16 protein-coding genes and 1 pseudogene are annotated in these 16,548 nt (G+C 60.7%); 7 read left to right on the top strand and 10 right to left on the bottom strand.

Going from position 1 to position 16,548, the window contains the following annotated elements:
- Window positions 1–7 precede the first annotated feature (7 nt).
- The 3 genes from QEN71_RS36595 to QEN71_RS36585 form a co-directional block, all read right to left on the bottom strand.
- Window positions 8–910 (bottom strand): carbohydrate ABC transporter permease, encoded by a 903-nt coding sequence (locus QEN71_RS36595; protein ID WP_201655152.1) that lies wholly within the window; start codon window positions 908–910, stop codon window positions 8–10.
- 116 nt (window positions 911–1,026) lie between these two features.
- Window positions 1,027–2,310 carry an ABC transporter substrate-binding protein gene (locus QEN71_RS36590; protein ID WP_201655155.1) on the bottom strand — a complete coding sequence of 428 codons (1,284 nt, stop codon included), beginning with the start codon at window positions 2,308–2,310 and terminating at the stop codon, window positions 1,027–1,029.
- Between the two features lie 142 nt (window positions 2,311–2,452).
- Window positions 2,453–3,604: an ABC transporter ATP-binding protein gene (locus tag QEN71_RS36585; RefSeq protein ID WP_201655158.1), complete on the bottom strand. Its 1,152-nt coding sequence runs from the start codon at window positions 3,602–3,604 to the stop codon at window positions 2,453–2,455.
- Between the two features lie 229 nt (window positions 3,605–3,833).
- Between QEN71_RS36585 and QEN71_RS36580 the strand changes: the two genes are divergently transcribed.
- The 3 genes from QEN71_RS36580 (at window position 3,834) to QEN71_RS36570 (ending at window position 6,010) form a co-directional block, all read left to right on the top strand.
- Window positions 3,834–4,838 (top strand): LacI family DNA-binding transcriptional regulator, encoded by a 1,005-nt coding sequence (locus QEN71_RS36580; protein ID WP_201655161.1) that lies wholly within the window; start codon window positions 3,834–3,836, stop codon window positions 4,836–4,838.
- 67 nt (window positions 4,839–4,905) lie between these two features.
- Window positions 4,906–5,295, top strand: a complete 390-nt coding sequence (locus QEN71_RS36575; protein WP_201655164.1) for a hypothetical protein — start codon at window positions 4,906–4,908, stop codon at window positions 5,293–5,295.
- Window positions 5,296–5,830: 535 nt separating this feature from the next.
- Window positions 5,831–6,010, top strand: a complete 180-nt coding sequence (locus tag QEN71_RS36570; RefSeq protein WP_201655167.1) for a hypothetical protein — start codon at window positions 5,831–5,833, stop codon at window positions 6,008–6,010.
- Here QEN71_RS36570 and QEN71_RS36565 read toward each other — a convergent pair.
- The 3 genes from QEN71_RS36565 to QEN71_RS36555 all read right to left on the bottom strand — a co-directional run bounded on the left by QEN71_RS36565 (window position 5,979) and on the right by QEN71_RS36555 (window position 8,890).
- The gene (locus QEN71_RS36565) at window positions 5,979–6,560 is read right to left on the bottom strand and encodes a hypothetical protein (RefSeq protein WP_201655170.1); all 582 of its coding nucleotides are present in this window, start codon (window positions 6,558–6,560) and stop codon (window positions 5,979–5,981) included. The two genes, QEN71_RS36570 and QEN71_RS36565, sit on opposite strands and share 32 nt — an antisense overlap.
- Before the next feature lie 45 nt (window positions 6,561–6,605).
- On the bottom strand, window positions 6,606–7,778 hold the full coding sequence (locus QEN71_RS36560) for an MFS transporter (RefSeq protein WP_201655263.1): 1,173 nt from the start codon (window positions 7,776–7,778) through the stop codon (window positions 6,606–6,608).
- A 185-nt stretch (window positions 7,779–7,963) separates the two neighbouring features.
- A complete protein-coding gene (locus QEN71_RS36555; RefSeq protein WP_201655266.1) occupies window positions 7,964–8,890 on the bottom strand; it encodes an alpha/beta fold hydrolase in 927 nt (308 codons plus the stop codon).
- Window positions 8,891–9,357: 467 nt separating this feature from the next.
- On the opposite strand from QEN71_RS36555, the gene QEN71_RS36550 reads away from it, so the two are divergent.
- The gene (locus QEN71_RS36550) at window positions 9,358–10,671 is read left to right on the top strand and encodes an MFS transporter (RefSeq protein ID WP_201655173.1); all 1,314 of its coding nucleotides are present in this window, start codon (window positions 9,358–9,360) and stop codon (window positions 10,669–10,671) included.
- A gap of 12 nt (window positions 10,672–10,683) precedes the next feature.
- On the opposite strand, the gene gcvA is transcribed toward QEN71_RS36550, so the two are convergent.
- Window positions 10,684–11,598 carry a transcriptional regulator GcvA gene (gene gcvA, locus QEN71_RS36545; protein WP_201655176.1) on the bottom strand — a complete coding sequence of 305 codons (915 nt, stop codon included), beginning with the start codon at window positions 11,596–11,598 and terminating at the stop codon, window positions 10,684–10,686.
- 148 nt (window positions 11,599–11,746) lie between these two features.
- Here gcvA and QEN71_RS36540 point away from each other — a divergent pair, with 148 nt between their 5' ends.
- On the top strand, window positions 11,747–12,526 hold the full coding sequence (locus QEN71_RS36540; RefSeq protein ID WP_201655179.1) for an SDR family NAD(P)-dependent oxidoreductase: 780 nt from the start codon (window positions 11,747–11,749) through the stop codon (window positions 12,524–12,526).
- A 111-nt stretch (window positions 12,527–12,637) separates the two neighbouring features.
- A complete protein-coding gene (locus QEN71_RS36535) occupies window positions 12,638–13,867 on the top strand; it encodes an MFS transporter (protein WP_201655182.1) in 1,230 nt (409 codons plus the stop codon).
- Window positions 13,868–13,887: 20 nt separating this feature from the next.
- Here QEN71_RS36535 and QEN71_RS36530 read toward each other — a convergent pair whose 3' ends face one another.
- Together QEN71_RS36530 and QEN71_RS36525 are read right to left on the bottom strand one after the other, a co-directional pair.
- Window positions 13,888–14,181: an Lrp/AsnC ligand binding domain-containing protein gene (locus tag QEN71_RS36530; protein ID WP_377791391.1), complete on the bottom strand. Its 294-nt coding sequence runs from the start codon at window positions 14,179–14,181 to the stop codon at window positions 13,888–13,890.
- Between the two features lie 84 nt (window positions 14,182–14,265).
- Window positions 14,266–14,628: pseudogene (locus QEN71_RS36525) on the bottom strand (transposase); the annotation flags it as partial.
- Window positions 14,629–14,686: 58 nt separating this feature from the next.
- Between QEN71_RS36525 and QEN71_RS36520 the strand changes: the two are divergent.
- Window positions 14,687–15,277: an aminotransferase class I/II-fold pyridoxal phosphate-dependent enzyme gene (locus QEN71_RS36520; protein WP_322791187.1), complete on the top strand. Its 591-nt coding sequence runs from the start codon at window positions 14,687–14,689 to the stop codon at window positions 15,275–15,277.
- A gap of 100 nt (window positions 15,278–15,377) precedes the next feature.
- Here QEN71_RS36520 and QEN71_RS36515 read toward each other — a convergent pair whose 3' ends face one another.
- The gene (locus tag QEN71_RS36515) at window positions 15,378–16,487 is read right to left on the bottom strand and encodes a cis-3-hydroxy-L-proline dehydratase (protein ID WP_201655189.1); all 1,110 of its coding nucleotides are present in this window, start codon (window positions 16,485–16,487) and stop codon (window positions 15,378–15,380) included.
- Between the last annotated feature and the right edge of the window lie 61 nt (window positions 16,488–16,548).

Below are 16,548 nucleotides of genomic sequence, written 5' to 3'. Positions count from 1 at the left end.
GCGTGATTCAGCGTTCTTCGCGCAGCATCCGGCGCAGATGGAACACGATGTAGACGAGCATGATCGCGAACAGCACGACGGCAATCGCTGCCGAATAGCCTTCGCGGTAGTACTTGATGGCCTGGTCGTACATGTAATAGGCGAGCACGGTCGAACTGTCGAACGGACCACCGCCGCTCATCACGGCGATCAGGTCGAAGCTGCGCAGCGCGCCGATCACGGTCAGCACGACGGCCATGAACGTAGCGGGGCGCAGTTGCGGCAGGATCACGTGCCACAGCAGACGCCAGCCCTTCGCACCTTCCATGCGCGCGGCCTCGACCACTTCCGGATTGATCGACGTGAGGCCTGTGAGATAAAGCACCATGCAGTAGGGCGTTTGCGGCCAGAGTGCAGCGAACACGATGCCGAACGTGACGGTATGCGAATCGCCGAGCACGGGAATGCCATGACCGACGATCACCTTGAGCAAGCCGAAAGTCGGGTCGTAGAACCAGCTGAACACGAGACCGACCACCACACCCGACAGAACGAATGGCGCGAAGAACAGCGACTTCACGACACGCATGCCTTTAACCTGCTGGTTCAGATACAGCGCGAACATCAAGCCCAAAGGCGGCGCGAGCAGGAAGAACACGAGCCAGATGAGGTTGTTTTTCAGCGCGACATAGAACGTATCGGCCTGAAACAGCTCGACGTAGTTGGCGAGTCCGATGAAGGTCTTCGCCGTCATCCCGTCCCAGTTGTAGAAGCTGAGCGCGATGCTGCTGAGGATCGGATAGATCACGCACAGCGCGAACAACGCGCAGCCAGGCAGCAGAAAAAAGAACGCCGCGCGATTGCGTGCGCGCCCCGATGCGGACGTGCGGCGGCTGCGCGCCGAAGGCAGGCGTGCGATAGACGTGGACATGACGAAGACCTCGTTCGATACCGCTCGCGTAATGCGGCGAGCGGCAGATGATTCATGGGCGCATCACATGCGATGCGCCCCTGGCGGCTGCCGATAAAGCAGCCGCCTTCAGGACATCACTTGTGATAAATGCGCTTGCGGGTCGCTTCGAGACGCGCGAGCAGCGAATCGATCTGCGAAGGATCGTTGTAGAACTGCTGCATTGCCTTCATGCCTTCGTCGGCCATTTCTTTCGTCATGTCGCGATCGTAGAACTGCGCAATGCCGCCCGTCGTGCTGGCGAGCGTCTGGAAGCCGACCTTCGAAATGGGATCGTCAGGCTCGGTCGCTTTGCTGTTCGACGGCAACTGACCCCAGCCGCGCGCGAGATCCGCGTTGATTTCAGGCGTTTCCATGAAGGCGAGCAGGCGACGCGCGTCGGTCTTGTTCTTTGCCTTCGCGGGAACGAGCAGCACGTTGACGGGACCGTCTTCGGCCATCGGCACCTTCGGATCGATCACCGGGAAGCGCATGAAGCCGATCTGATCCTTCACGCTCGACGGAATGCCCGCCGAGAAGAACGTGCCCATCAGCATCATCGCGGCCTTGCCGTTCGCGAGGAACGGGCCGATCGAATCGAGATCGTAGGAGAGCGCGTTGTCGATGTAGTAGTGATCGTCCATCAGCGTCTTCCACGTCGTGTAGACCTTCTTCACGCGCGGATCGGTGTACGGCACTTCGCCCGCCATCAGCTTCTGATGGAACGCATTGCCGTTGATGCGCAGATCGAGATAATCGAACCATGCTGCAAGCGTCCAGCTGTCGCGCGCAGCGACGGCGATGGGTGCGACGCCGCTTGCCTTGAGCTTCTTGCACGCGTCGAGAAATTCTTCCCACGTCTTCGGCTCGCTCTTGATGCCAGCCTTCTCGAACAGATCCTTGCGATAGAAGAAGCCATATGCGTCGTAGCCGAGCGGCGCCGCATACTGCTTGCCGTTATACGTCGAGGCTTCCTTCACCGATGCATATTGCTGGCTCCAGCCGTTCTTCGTCCAGTCGCCGGAGAGGTCTTCGAGCAGGCCGCGCTTCGCGTAGTACGCCATGCGTTCGCCGTCGTGCCACGACACGACGTCAGGCGGATCGGTGGCGAGCCAGCCGCCCATCTGCACCTTGTACGCTTCTTCCGTGATGTAGGTGATCTTCAGATCGACATCGGGATTGGCCTTCTTGAACTTGTCGAATGCGTCCTGCCACGTCGAGCGCTGATTGCCGCGCGCCGACACGTTGACGTTCAGTTGACCGGCGTCGGCATCCGTGACGAGGCCCGACAGCAACGCCGCCGATACCGCGACGGCAGCCGTCACGGCGCGCGTGTTGAAAGAGGCGAGCCCGGCGATGCGGCTCAGGTGCTTGTTGATCATCGTGGTGTCTCCTTGAACTGCGTTGTTGGCCGCCCGCGTGATGCGGACGGCAGTCTTCGTGCCCACCGCGCCGGCTCTGTGGCCGGCTGCTGAGATCGGCGAACCCGGCAGGCGCGGTTCGCTTCGTTGGTTTGCTTCCCTGTTATGCCGTTTGCAGCGCGACGGATTGCGTTTCCATCGCGACCGTGCGTTCCAGTGCAATGCCTTCTTCGTCGAACAGATGGCAGGCGTCGGCAGGCAGACGCAACGCGAGCGGCTCGCCGTTGCGGATCGCGACATCGCCGGGCGCTTTGGCGATCAGCGTGCCGTCTGCGCATTCGACGTGCACGTAGCTGTGCTCGCCGAGCTGTTCGGTGATCAGCGACTTCACAGCGAGCGTTTGTGCGTCGCCGTCGAGCCGGATGTGTTCGGGACGAATGCCGAGCGTGACGGGCTGGCCGCGCTTCAAACGCGCACCATCGACCTGCACGCGCAACGTCGACGCACTCTTCTTGAGCTTCACATGCACGCCATCATGCGCAACCGCGTCGACGTCACCGTCGATGAAATTCATGCGCGGCGAACCGATGAAGCCCGCGACGAACTTCGAACGCGGCCGATGATAAAGCTCGAGCGGCGCGCCGATCTGCGCGATGCTGCCGAAGCGCTGCGTATCCGCGCCTGCATGCAGCAGCACGATCTTGTCGGCGAGCGTCATCGCTTCGATCTGATCGTGGGTCACATAGACGACGCTCGCCTGCGCAAAGCGCTGATGCAGCCGCGCGATTTCGATGCGTGTCTGACCGCGCAATGCGGCGTCGAGATTGGACAGCGGCTCGTCGAACAGGAACACGCCGGGTTCGCGCACGATCGCTCGGCCGATCGCAACGCGCTGACGCTGGCCGCCCGACAACTCGCGCGGTTTGCGTTCGAGCAGCGCGTCGAGTTGCAGCACGCGCGCCGCTTCGCGCACCTTGCGGTCGATCTCGGGCTTAGGCGTCTTCGCGAGCTTCAGGCCGAACGCCATGTTTTCGTAGACCGACATGTGCGGGAAGAGGGCGTAGCTCTGGAACACCATCGCGACGCCGCGCTCGGCAGCGGGGACGCCGTTCATCGAGTGACCGCCGATCGTCACGTCGCCGTCGCTCTGATCTTCGAGTCCCGCGACGATGCGCAGCAACGTGGACTTGCCGCAACCGGACGGACCGAGGAACACGCAGAACTCGTGTGCGCCGATGTCGAGGTTGAGGTCGCGGATGACGGGCGCATTCGCGCCGAACGTCTTCTGGATGTTTCTCAGGGAAATCGCAGACATGGTGTTTTCCCTGGATTTAAACGCTTAAATTCGCGTTGAAAAAAATCGCGCAGAGGCTTGCGCGGCGTGGATTTAAGCGTTTAAATTCGGGTGTGCTCGAAGGCGCAGTCATGTTCGTCTCCAATGTGCTTTCGGACAAAGTTATCAAAGCCTGCGTGAAGTGTGCAACATCTGATTCGCAGTCTCTCAATGTGGGATCTTTCTTTTTCTTTCGGGCAGTGCACGAAGCATGGCGACATTAAGCGACGTTGCGCGGCGCGCGCAGGTCACGGCGGCGACCGTATCGAACGTTCTGCGCAACCCGGACAAGGTGCGTCCGGAAACGGCCGAGCGTGTGATGCGTGCGATCCGCGAGCTTGGGTATCGGCCGAACCTCAATGCGCGGGCGTTGGCGGAAGGGCGTTCGCCGACGCTGGCGTTGATGCTGTCGAGCATCGCGAATCCGTTCTATCCGGAGTTCGTGCTTGCGGCGGAACGCGCTGCGCGGCGCGCAGGCTATTTCCTGATGGTCTGCAACACGGACGACGACGCGGAAATCGGCCGTGCGTACCTGACGCAGATTGCGGGCACGCTGGCGGAGGGCGTGCTCGTGCTCAACACGGATATCGCGATCAACGAGTTGTGCGCCTCGGCAGCGGTGGGCGCGCCGATCGTGCTGAGCTTGTGGGAGCATCCAGAGCGCTTGCCTGAACTGCCGTGCGTGGCTGTCGACTTCGCGCATGCGGGCGAACTGGCGGCGCGGCATCTGCTGGAACTGGGGCATCGCGACATCGGCATGCTGGTCGGCGATGGTTGTGGCGGCTTGCAGGACGCGCGCGCGACGGGCTTTCGCGAAGTGATGCGCGACGCGGGACTCGAACCGGACGATGCCGCCGTGCTGCAGATTCCGGATACGATCGACGCGGGCTTTGCGGCGTGCATGGAGTTGATGGAGCGCGAGCCGCATCTCAGCGCATTGTTTGCAACCAACGATCTTCTTGGCATTGGTGCGTTGCAGGCGTTGGCCACGTTGGGACGCAAGGTGCCCGACGATGTATCGGTGATCGGCATCACGGACATCCAGTTGGCGCATCAGGTGAGACCTTCGCTGACGACGGTGGCGATCAATACGGAAGCGATAGCGCAGGCGTCGATCGAATTGCTGATACGTCTGATACACGAGCCGCACGGAGACGGGCCGCCGCCCGCTGTGATTGCGCCGTTGCCGAAGCTGGTGAGGCGGCAGTCGACTTGAGGTTTGAGGTATAAGTGACGTTTGCGCCGTCACGGCGCACGGACACTACTCAAAGCAACAGAACATCATGACGCCATATGTGGATGCAGCCGCGCTCGTCGAACTCGCGATGCGTGCCGAAGAAAATGTCAATGGACCGTGCTCTTGCACAAAAACGCCGCTGGATGGGTGGCAATCGCAGCCGCTTTCTCTCGATGAAACGCAACTCGTCGAGGTTGCTACGTTGATGCGCTCAGATGACTCTGAGCCTACGTTTTCCGAGTATCGGCCGGATAATGTGCAGTACTGGTCGGCGGAGGCACCGATTGCGCCGCGGTATTTTCCTTATAACCGCTGCGGCGTGTGGGCCTGCTCGCAGTGTGGGCGCTTGTATCTGCGTTATACCGAGGGCGGGGGGTATTTTGTTGATCGAAGGATTCGGGCCTTGAAGGCCGCGTTGATTGTGGATGTTGAGTGAGGTTTTTGGTGGCCTCCGCGTTTTGGTTTTCTGCTTTTTGCTGCGCTGGCATCCGCGAATCGTTAGCGTTGTTCATGCGTTGCCCCTGTGCGGGGCGGCAGTTACTTTCTTTGCCGCCGCAAAGAAAGTAACCAAAGAAAGCGGCTTCTAACCTCCGGTGCCTGCCAGGATAACGCTACGGCACACGTTCCTTGAGCTGTCGCGCAGCGACGCGAACCTCCGTAGAAAGCCCGCAGTGAGGTGTGCGCGGCGTGAAGGGTTACATCCAGTTGGGGCACATCCGGTCGGCTTGTTTTTGCGCGTTTGCCGTCGGTCTGATTGCGGCGGTATGTGCCGAGACTGTGTGGGTTTTCGCATCGTGCGCGGTTGACTGCGGGCTTTCTACGGAGTGTTTGAGTTGCTGCGCGACAGATCAACTGCGGCATGCTGAAGCGCTATCCTGGCGGGCACCGGAGGTACAAAAGCGGCTTTCTTTTGCCTACTTTTCTTTGCCGCTGCAAAGAAAAGTAGGTGCCGCCCCGCACAGGGGCGACGCATGAAGCACGGATACGAAATCGCGGATGCCAGCAAAGGCGAAAGCAAAAAGCAAAAAGCAAAAAGCAAAAAGCAAAAAGCAAAAAGCAAAAAGCAAAAAGCAAAAAGCAAAAAGCAAAAAGCAAAAAGCAAAAAGCAAAAAGCAAAAGCTAATTCCCCACCCCTGGGGAAACAGAAATAGCCACAGCCTCTGACTTCACGATCTCCACCTGATCCCCAACCCGAATATCCTTCAACTGCTCGGGATCCACGAGCACATTCTCCTTACCCTGCGGGCCCCTGACCGCAATATGCTTCCCATTGGGATCGATCGCAACGACGTCGCCCACAATCGTCACCTCGCGGCGAATAGTCCCGCCCGGCTTGGCGCCGGAAGCAGCCGGCAACAATATCTGCCGCTCTTTCGAAGACCTCGGCCCACTAGTCTTCTTGAGACTCAAAGATCTCGCCTCGTGATACTCAGTCGTAACCACATCGCCGATCTTCAACTGATCGAAGTTACGAACCTGCTCGCCGGCCTTCAGTTCTTCCGTCCGTCCGTTCTTGTTCTTGACCGTAACAGTCCGCGTCGCGGGATCGATCGCGACGACCGTGGCGACCACCGTCGCCGTGCCCGTCACGGTCGTGCTGCCGTTTCCTTTTTCGACCTGCACGGATGTCTGCGCCTGACCAAAGGCCGCGCCCATCGTCATCGCGGCGACGGCTGCCGCAAGAAAATACCGGATCTTCATTATCGTTGCTCCCTTCTAATGGCGGCAGATCCTGCCATCGTCGGATTACGCCTTGAGCGTCAGCGCCGCGATGCGTCGTTTGTCGCGCAGGAACGCCAGCAGCAGCGCCGCCACGGCGCACGCCGCAATGACGCTCAGCAGCGCGCCTTTGCCGCTGTGAATCAACAACCAGCCCCCCACCGTCGGAAAGCCAAATGCGCCGATGAAATACGCGGTGACGTACCACGTCAGCACGGCTTTGTGATGTGTGACGTCGGAATCGTTGACGAGTTGCGCCTGCATCACGGGATAGACAAGTCCATATCCCGTTCCGAATAGCACTGCCGCCGTCAACTGAAAGAACACGTGATAGGGCACCGCGAACATCGATGCAATACCGAGCACCATCACGACCAGCAGAACCTTGGTCGCGGTTTCGGTGGAGACGTTCGCGACGAGCCGGGCAAGCAGCCAGCGCATCGATATGACGGTCAACGTATAGAGACTGAAGAACGTGCTCGCCTGCGCATGCGTGCCCTGAACCAGCGACATCTGGAACGTCATGATGCCCGAGAACACACATGCGCCCAGCGCGATCATAAGGATCGGATAAACGGCGCCCGTGCGGGTGATCGCGCCGAGATCGCTGAGCCATCGCTCCTTGAGTGCCTCCGCGGGCGCATGCGGCGAGAGCCGGCCGAACATCTCCAGCAGCACGGAGGCGATCACGCACAGACCCGCAATGATGCCGAGCGCGCCGTTGACGGACCAGTGCAGAAAGTGAATCGCGTAGGCCGCGAGCGCCGGGCATCCGCCGATTCCCGCCATCTGGAAGGTCCCGAAGCGCAGAAACCAGATGCCGCGATTGCCGCTGTCGGTGCGTTCCGATAACGCCAACGGTGCGGCAACGTAGAACGCGCCCCAACCCAGGCCCACGAGAAATCCGGCGATCACTTCCAGCGAGCTGTCGCGGATCGTCGGCGAAAAGCCCGCGATGCCGATGCCGACGCATAAAGCCGCAAGCGCCGCCACACGCGCCGTGCCGACGCGCGGCGCAAGCGAACGGACCATCGACACGCCGACGAAGGTTCCGAGCACGCCGCCCGCGAGCGCAATGCCCGTGTCGAATTCGTTTCCGCCGATAGTCCGGAAGCGCATTGAAAGCAGAAAAGTGGCGCCGTATCCCGCGCCCGTCAGCAGTGTACCGATGAGCAAAAGCAGCGCGCCCGCGGGGCGCAGGGTGGAGGTGAAAGTGGTTGGCACGGCGATCGGTTGGTCATCGTTAGACGAAACAGTATGTACTCGGACGACGTTTTCGCTCAAGGATGGGTCGCGCCGTCGACTACTTCGTCGCGAATACGGCCGAAAATGGGCCTGAAATCAGGCTACGCAGCAATCAACGTGCCGCAGTTGCCAGATGTCGTTCATGGCGTTGCGCCATGTGTCACGCGTCCGAGGAAGTTACGCATGATCCCCGCGATTTCGTTCGGTTTCTCGTCGAGTGCGAAGTGGCCGGCATCGAGCACGTGCACTTCGGCATTCGGCAGATCGCGCTGATAGGCCGCTACTTCCGCGACCTGAAAAGACGGATCGTATTTGCCCCAGACGATGAGCGTCGTGGGTTGATGCTTCTTGAGCCATGCCTGCCAGCTCGGATAGCTCGCGACGTTCGTTTGATAGGAATAGAAGAGATCGGTCTGGATCTCCGCTTGCCCCGGTCGACTCAGGAAAGCGAATTCGTCGGTCCACAGGTCGGGATTGATCGTCTCGGGGTGCGGATTCGTGCCGACGTGTCGCTGGCGCGCCGAGGCTAGCGAAAGAAAGTTCTCGCGCAACGCCGCTTCGTTCGGTGCGCGGTCTTTCCAGAATTTTCGCCGCGTGTCCCAAAGCGGACCAAGACCATCTTCATGCGATACCGCGTTCTGAATGATCAATGCGTCGAGCCGCTCGGGATGCTGAACGGCGAGACGCATGCCGATCGGTCCGCCGTAATCCTGCACGTAAAGCACGTAATGTCGAAGCCCCAATGCTTGCGTGAAATGACGGGTGACCTCGGCGAGATGATCGAACGTATAGGCAAAATCTTTCGCAGAAGGTGCGTCGCTGTGGCCGAAACCCGGATAGTCCGGCGCGATCAGATGGTACGAATCCGACAGCCGCGACAGCAGCGGATCGTACATCCGCGACGACGACGGAAAGCCGTGTAGCAGCAGGATCGTGGGCGCATCGGGCGGACCGGCTTCGCGATAGAAGATCGACAATCCGTCCACATTTACGGTGCGATAGACGACGGGCCGATCTGTCGCGCCAGCATGAGTCGCGGCGGGTGCCGCCGACGAAGGCGATGTCATCGCCACGCCGGCGCTTGCGACCAATGGGGCGAGAATCCAGGACTTGAACAATGGATGACTCCTTTGGAAAGGCACATTCGGACCGAATGATTCGCAAGCGCGCGCATGGAAAAAGTCTACGAGCGGGCAGGGCGATTCGCAGCGCAAGTCCGCGATCAGGTTTCGAACTTGACCGTTTGCCATCTAATCTGTTTATCGCGCGGTCGCGGCGAAGGCATCGGAGCGGGTGATGTGGCACCGTCCGAAATATCACGCCGTGAGCCTTCAACAGCCAGCCTCGACGATGAATTCCATGCGCCCGATCGCATGGCCGCGCTCGATCGTTGCCGCTATACGCGCCATTTCATATGGTTAACCCGACCTTCCAGACTCGCATGCAACTTCGATAGCGTGCGTCCCGAAAGACAGTTCGGCGCGCTGCCGCCGTATGTCGCGACTTTGCATTCAACTGGATCGAGAGGAAAAGGATGCGTCTGGGTTGGTACTCTAGTCTCACGTCTGTCGAGCGCCGCACGTTCTGGGCATGCTTTGCCGGCTTCGGCCTCGATTCGATGGACGCCACGATTTTTTCGCTCGTCATTCCGGCGCTTATCGCAACGTTGGGCTTGACGCATCCTCAGGTGGGTTATCTGGCTACGGCGGCGTTGCTGGGGACGGCCATCGGCGGCTGGGGCGCCGGCATTCTCGCCGACAAGATCGGCCGTGTGCGGATACTCCAGTTCACGATCCTGTGGGTCGCCGTATCCACCATTGCTGCCGCATTCGCGGACTCGTTTCCCGTGCTGTTCGGCATCCGGTTTCTGCAAGGTCTGGGCTATGGCGGCGAGGCGGCAGTCGGTGGCGTGCTGATCAGCGAGGTCATCCGGCCCGCCGTGCGCGGCCGGGTCGCGGCTGCCGTACAGAGCGGCTATGCGCTTGGCTACGCGATATCGGTTGCCTTGCTGCCCGTTATCGCTTCGATGTTTCCCGAACAGGTCGGCTGGCGCGTGTTCTTTGCGCTGGGCGTGGTGCCTGCGGGTCTCGTCTTCTTCATTCGACGGCTCGTGCCCGAGTCAGGTGTGTACGCCGACGCGAAGGCGGCTCGCAGCAACGGCGAGACGGCGACCCCGTTCTGGGAGATTTTCGCGCGCGCTCATCTGCGCCGCACGCTGGCGGCTGTGATCATGGCGACGGGCATCTTCGGCGGCGCATACGTGATGATCACGTGGCTGCCGACCTATCTGCGTACGGCGCTGCATCTTTCCGTTGGATCGAGCGCGGGTTATCTCGCCTGCAACATCCTCGGCTCGCTGGTGGGTCCGCTTCTTTACGGCTGGTTGTCGGACCGGCTCGGCCGACGGCCCGCGTTCATGACCTTCCTCGTTCTGCAGGCCTGCAACGTGGCGATCTATCTGCTTGCTCCGATCGGTGCAAGCGTGACTGTCGTGCTCAGCTTTTTTCTCGGTGCATTTCAGGGCGCATTGGCGTCAGGCATGCTTCCGACGTTCGCCGAACTGTTCCCGACCAACATTCGCGCAAGCGGTCAAGGTTTTTGCCTTGGCGGTGGACGTGGTTTCGGCTCGGTGGTTCCGGCGACCGTGGGCTTGCTCGCGGCGAATCTGCCGCTCGGTACGGCGATGGGCGCATGCGCATTGTGCGCTTACGGCGTGGCGTTCTGCGCGGCCGTCTTCCTGCCCGAGACCAGCGGTACGGATTTGCACGAGGCGTCGCGCAATCCCGCAGCGCATTCCGATGGCCGCGCTCCATCGCATGACGCACACTTCGGACGGGAGGGCGCGTAGCGCTATCGCATGTCAGCGGGCGGAAGCCTCGCTGACGAGCCAATCGCGAAACGCGACCAGCCTCGGCAACGCCGCACATTCCTTTCGATAGACCACGTAATAGGCGAGCACCGATGGCCGCGCGATGTCTGGAAGCAGCCGGACCAGACGCCCCGCGGCCAGATCGTCGTGCGCGAGAACGCTGCGCGCGAGCGCAATACCGCGTCCATCGATTGCCGCTTGCAACACGGCCGCGGAATTGTTGATCTTCAACGCGGGGCGTGCCTTGATGACTTTCTTGCTGACCGTTTCGAGCCACGCATCCCAGGTGACGAAACCGGTCTGACGATCGACGGAAAGATCGTCGATCAGCGTAAGCCCGGCAAGATCCACCGGAGTGCGCAAGCGTCGATGCTTCGCGAGAAACGCCGGCGAGCAGACGGGAAAAACCTCTTCGTCCATCAGCTTTTCGGCCTCTAATCCTGGCCAGTTGCCAGCGCCGTAACGAACGCCGATATCGATTCCCTGAGTCGCGAAATCCATCAGCTTGAGGCTGGTATCGAGGCGTACATCGGTTTCGGGCCAGGCACTCTGAAAGCGATCGATGCGCGGCAGCAGCCATTTCGCGGCAAACGCCGGACTGACGGTGACCGTCAGCACGCCGACGGCCGAACCTTCCTTGAGCCGCGCGAAGCCGAGATTCAGCCGGTCGAAGCCATCGCGGATATCGGGCAGCGCGCGTAGCGCTACGTCGGTGGGGACGAGGCGCGCGCGGCCGCCGCTGCCTCGATGGAACAGCGGCACACCCAGCCATTCTTCGAGACTGCGCACGAGTTGACCGACAGCCGCCGGCGTCACGTTCAATTCGAGTGCCGCAGCAGAAAAGCTCTGATGACGCGCGCTCGCTTCGAAGGCGCGCAATGCATTCAGGAAAATCGGAGCTGTCATCGGTGTAAAGATTTTCTTTCAATGTCGAACAGAATATCTGATTTGCGAGTGAGGCAGGCGGTAGTCAGAATACTTCCATGATTCGGCACATAACCGGGCACACATGCGTGGGTTCGGTTCCAGTGTCCCATCCTTTTGAGGAGCAATCGTGGGTAATAGTTTTTCTTCCAAAGTCGCAATCGTGACGGGCGGCGGCTCGGGCATCGGCAAAGAAGTGGCCGCCCGTCTCGTGAAAGCAGGTGCCAGCGTGGTCATTGGTGGTCGCGACGAGGCCAAGCTCAAGCAGGCAGCGGCGGATATCGATCCGTCCGGTACGCGAGTCCGTTTCCTTGCGGGCGACATCGCGCGGCCCGCTACGGCAGCGGCGCTGGTGGAACTGGCGACGCAGGCGTTCGGCGGCGTCGACATTCTCGTCAACAACGCGGGCGTGTTCCGCCCCAAGCCCTTCCTCGATATGAACGAGTCCGAGTACGACTGGTTTCTCGATACGATCCTCAAGGGCAAGTTCTTCATGGCGCAGGCCGCGGCGAAAGCGATGCAGCAGCGCGGCGGCGGCGCGATCGTGCAGACGGGTTCGCTCTGGGCCCTGCAGGCCATCGGCGCGACGCCTTCGGCTGCTTACTCGGCGGCGAACGGTGGGGTCCATGCGTTGACGCGCAACCTGGCCATCGAACTGGCGGCGTCGAACATCCGGGTCAATGCCGTGGCGCCCGCCGTCGTGGAAACGCCCGTCTACAACACGTTCATGACGGACGATCAGGTCAAGGAAACCTTGCCGTCGTTCAACGACTTCCACCCGCTAGGTCGCAACGGCCAACCGGCCGACGTCGCCGAGGCGATTCTGTTCCTCGCTTCGCCGAACGCATCGTGGATCACGGGCACCGTTCTTTCCGTCGATGGCGGCGTCATGGCGGGTCGCCACGCCTGATCGCGCGGGGCGCTATCCTGAGGGCATGCGATGCGTGGTGAATGCGGACTTTTCGCCGGGCCTGGCGCTGTCGGATAATGCATCGAGGCCGCACTCACCAACAACAATCGAATGACAGACATCAACGCAGACCCGATAACCGAAGCCGCAGCGTCGCCGCTTTACTCCCACGCGAAGGGCAATATCGCGCGCCTCACCGTCGCGCAGGCGCTCGCCGGCGCGAACTCGACCGTCGTCTACGCAACGGGCGCAATCGTCGGCAACATGCTGGCGCCCAGTCGTGCGCTGGCGACCCTGCCGATTTCGATCTTCGTCGTGGGCATGGCGGCCTGCTCACTGCCCGCCGGCGCTATCGCACAACGTCATGGCCGCCGCGCCGCCTTCCTGACGGGCACGGGACTCGGCGTTCTCGCCGGTTTACTCGCGGCGCTGGCGGCGGTGCTGGCTTCCTTCTGGCTGTTTTGCGTCGCGACGTTCTTTGGCGGTGCGTATGCCGCTGTGGTTCTGTCCTTCCGTTTTGCGGCGGCGGATTGCGTGCCGCCGGAGCGGCGTCCTCGCGCGCTGTCCCTTGTGATGGCGGGCGGCGTGCTCGCGGGAGTGATAGGGCCGCAACTCGTGACGCGCACGATGTATCTGTGGGCACCGTACACGTTTGCCGCGACCTTCGTTGCGCAAGCGGCTGTCGCTGCGTTGTCGGCGCTCATCCTGCTCGGTGTCCGTCTTCCGATGCCGTCGACGTCGGAGGCCGCGGGTGGCCGTCCGCTCGGCGTCATCGCTCGCCAGCCGCGCTTCGTGATCGCCGTGATCTGCGCGGTCGTCTCGTACCTGCTGATGAACTTCCTGATGACGGCGGCGCCGCTGGCCATGCAGATGTGCGGTCTGTCGCAGGCGTCGGCCAATCTCGGCATTCAGTGGCATGTCATCGCGATGTACGCGCCGGGTTTCTTCACCGGCCGGCTGATTACGCGATTCGGCGCGCAAAAGGTGGTCATGGTGGGCCTTGCGCTTACCGCGCTGTCGGCTACCGTCGGCATGCTGGGCGTCGATGTCGCGCATTTCTGGCTGACGCTGATCCTGCTCGGCATAGGCTGGAACTTCGGGTTCGTGGGCGCGTCGGCCCTCGTGCTCGAATGTCATTACCCGGAAGAAAAGGCCCGCGTGCAGTCCCTCAACGACTTCCTCGTGTTCGGGACGATGGCCTTTGGTTCATTCCTGTCGGGCGGGCTGTTGACGGCATATGGATGGGATACCGTGCTTCGGCTTTCATTCGTGCCGCTCGTGCTGGCTGTCGTCGTGCTCGCTGGTTCGTCGGCGGCGCGCAGCCGTGTTACCGCCGAGTGATCGATGCGTCGGCGACTGAATCACGTGTTCCCGGGAGCGAGAGGCACACCGAGTCCGACCTTCACGCTGCTCATGCTCACCAGCGTCTTGAAGCGTTTGACGTTGTTGTTCGAGAAGAACAGTTGCCGCGTAAGCGCGGTGTATTCCTCCATATTGCGCACTGTCAGGACCAGCACGAAGTCCCATTCGCCCGCGACGTAATAGCACTGCTGGATTTCCGGATACTGCGCAAAGCTGCGCTTCATCGAGTCGAGCGTTCCAGTATGGTTAATGGACACTAGTGCTACCGAGTGCATGACTGGCTGCAAGTGCATGCCGCTATTAGGAAAATGTCACGCTAGCAACCCACATTAAGATACGTTCTATCGGCAATACGTCACCCAAAGGTCGGCTTTAACCGTGTAGATGGTCTCGCGCGAGTCCCGCTGGGACGAATCATTCGGGTACATACGTTTGAGCGTACCCGATATCTGCTGAGGCGACCATTTCCAGTCCAGCAAGGTGAGGACGATGCGCCATGTAACCGCTTGCGGATCGAGCTTCGCGGGGCGTCGGGCAGTGGCACGTCGTGCGACGCTTAGTGCCTGGGCCGGCATTGATGCATAGTGCTCAGGCCCACAGTTGCGAGCCAGCTCGCGGCTCACAGTTGAAGATGAGCGTCGAGGTATGCGGGCCATGGCACGTATGCTTGACCCCTGCTGACGCAGGCTGGCGATCGTCAGCCTCTCTTCAGGCTGGAGTTGTTGGTATCGTTTTTCCATGGCAACACCGCAAACGAGTCAAGGTGTTGCACTTCAAACTTGAAAACTCGTCTCTAGAATTTCCGCTTCTTCAGCGTATAGGCGAACAACGCATATTGAATGTAAGGAAGCGCCGCAAAGCCTCTCGTTCGACAGTCAGGCCGTACATGCGGGAAATCTGGTTGACGCCACGACGGGAGCAATTCGCACGCCGATCGTCATGGCAAACTCGTACAGATTGCCTGATGATCCGTCCGCACTCGACTGGTCAGATTCTCAAACGCTCTTCTACACGCGGAACCTCGGCTTCAACCAGCTTTGTCTCGAGCGCAAGCTTGCGGCACTGGAAAACGGTGAGGAGGCCGTTGTTTTTGGAACCGGCGTGGCGGCGCTGCATGCGGTCTTCTTCACATTCCTGAAGAGCGGCGATCATGTTGTTGTGAGCGATGTGACGTATGAGGCCGTCTGGCGCCTTTTCAGTGAACTGCTTCCGCAACGGTACGGTATCGAGGCGACCTTTGTGGACATCAGCGATCTCGCTGCCGTACGCGCAGCCATACGCCCGAACACAAAGCTGATTCATGCCGAGACGATTGCGAATCCGACTACAAAGGTGGCGGATGTCGAAGCACACCTATCACAGCGCTCATCGGGGCACTTCCTCGTTTGATGCGGACGTCAAGTCGAAACGCTGCTTCTGTGCAGCGTCGGTGAGGGTGAGCGCCCGATGGTGAGGTGCATCGGGCGCGTTGCACGGTGCGCGGTCCGTATCAGGTTAATCGACCGACAACGGCGACGGGGTCCCCGAGCACATCCATATTGGGCGAGACGCCGAGACCCGGCTGAGCCGAGACCGACATATAGCCATCGTGCAGTTCCGGGCCGCCCGAAGCGACCGTGAGACTGTGGTACTCATGGAACGCCGACGACTGGAAGTGAAAACCGGAGGGCGTCGAGTGCGCGAGATGGCAAAGGGCGGCCGTCGCAATCTCTGCTCCCCACGAGTCTTCGATGGTGAGCGAAATGCCCATCGTCACCGCGAGATCCCGGAACTGCCTGGCCTTCGTCAGACCGCCTACACGGCTTATCTTGAGATTGACGACATCCATCGCTCGATCCTGACAGCCACGCATCAACAAGCGAATGTCTTCCATGCATTCATCGAGGATCATTGGATGATCCGTATGGTTCCTGACCGTGAGGCACTCCTCATAGCTCGGGCACGGCTGTTCGATGTAGATATCGATGTCCCGAATGGCTTTGACAACGCGTAGCGCCTCGTGTTGCCGCCACCCGGTGTTCGCATCTGCCGCCAGGACATTGCCGGGGCGCAGTTCAGCAGACACCTTGCGAATGCGCTCGATATCCGAATCTGCGCCCGCACCGACCTTCATCTGAAACTGTTTGAAGCCCTGGTTTTGATACTCGCGGATTTTTTTTGCCATCGCATCGGGGTCTTGCCGGCTCACCACCTTGAAGAGTCTGACTGCATCCTGCAGACGCCCGCCGAGCAGGTTGTAGACCGGCTGACTGGTCGCCTTGCCCAGGATATCCCAGCAGGCCATATCCAACGCTGACTTCACATACGGATGGCCTTTGAGAAGCTCGTCCATGCGGAAATTGATCCGGCCGATCTGGCAGGGGTCTTCGCCGATCAGACCTTCGGCAATCTTGACGAGGCCCGCGCGAGCGCCCTCGGCATAGGCGGGCAGGTAGGACGGTCCGAGAGGGCAAATCTCGCCGACACCGGAGAGTCCAGAGTCCGTTTCGACGACGATCACGGTCGAGTCGAACCACGCAAACGAAAACGTGGACCAGCTATAGGAACCCTCTTTGAGGGGCAGGTCCACCTGGTAGAGAGAAATTTTCGTGATCTTCAAGATGGCGCCTCCGTGCCGTTTGCGTGCCGATGTTGAAAACTATAATTGCCCAGGTTCTAAA

The sequence above is a fragment of the Paraburkholderia sabiae genome, from assembly GCF_030412785.1.
In the GTDB taxonomy this organism is placed as follows: domain Bacteria; phylum Pseudomonadota; class Gammaproteobacteria; order Burkholderiales; family Burkholderiaceae; genus Paraburkholderia; species Paraburkholderia sabiae.
Note: the sequence above shows the minus strand (reverse complement) of the source record. Positions and strands in the feature narration are given on the sequence as shown.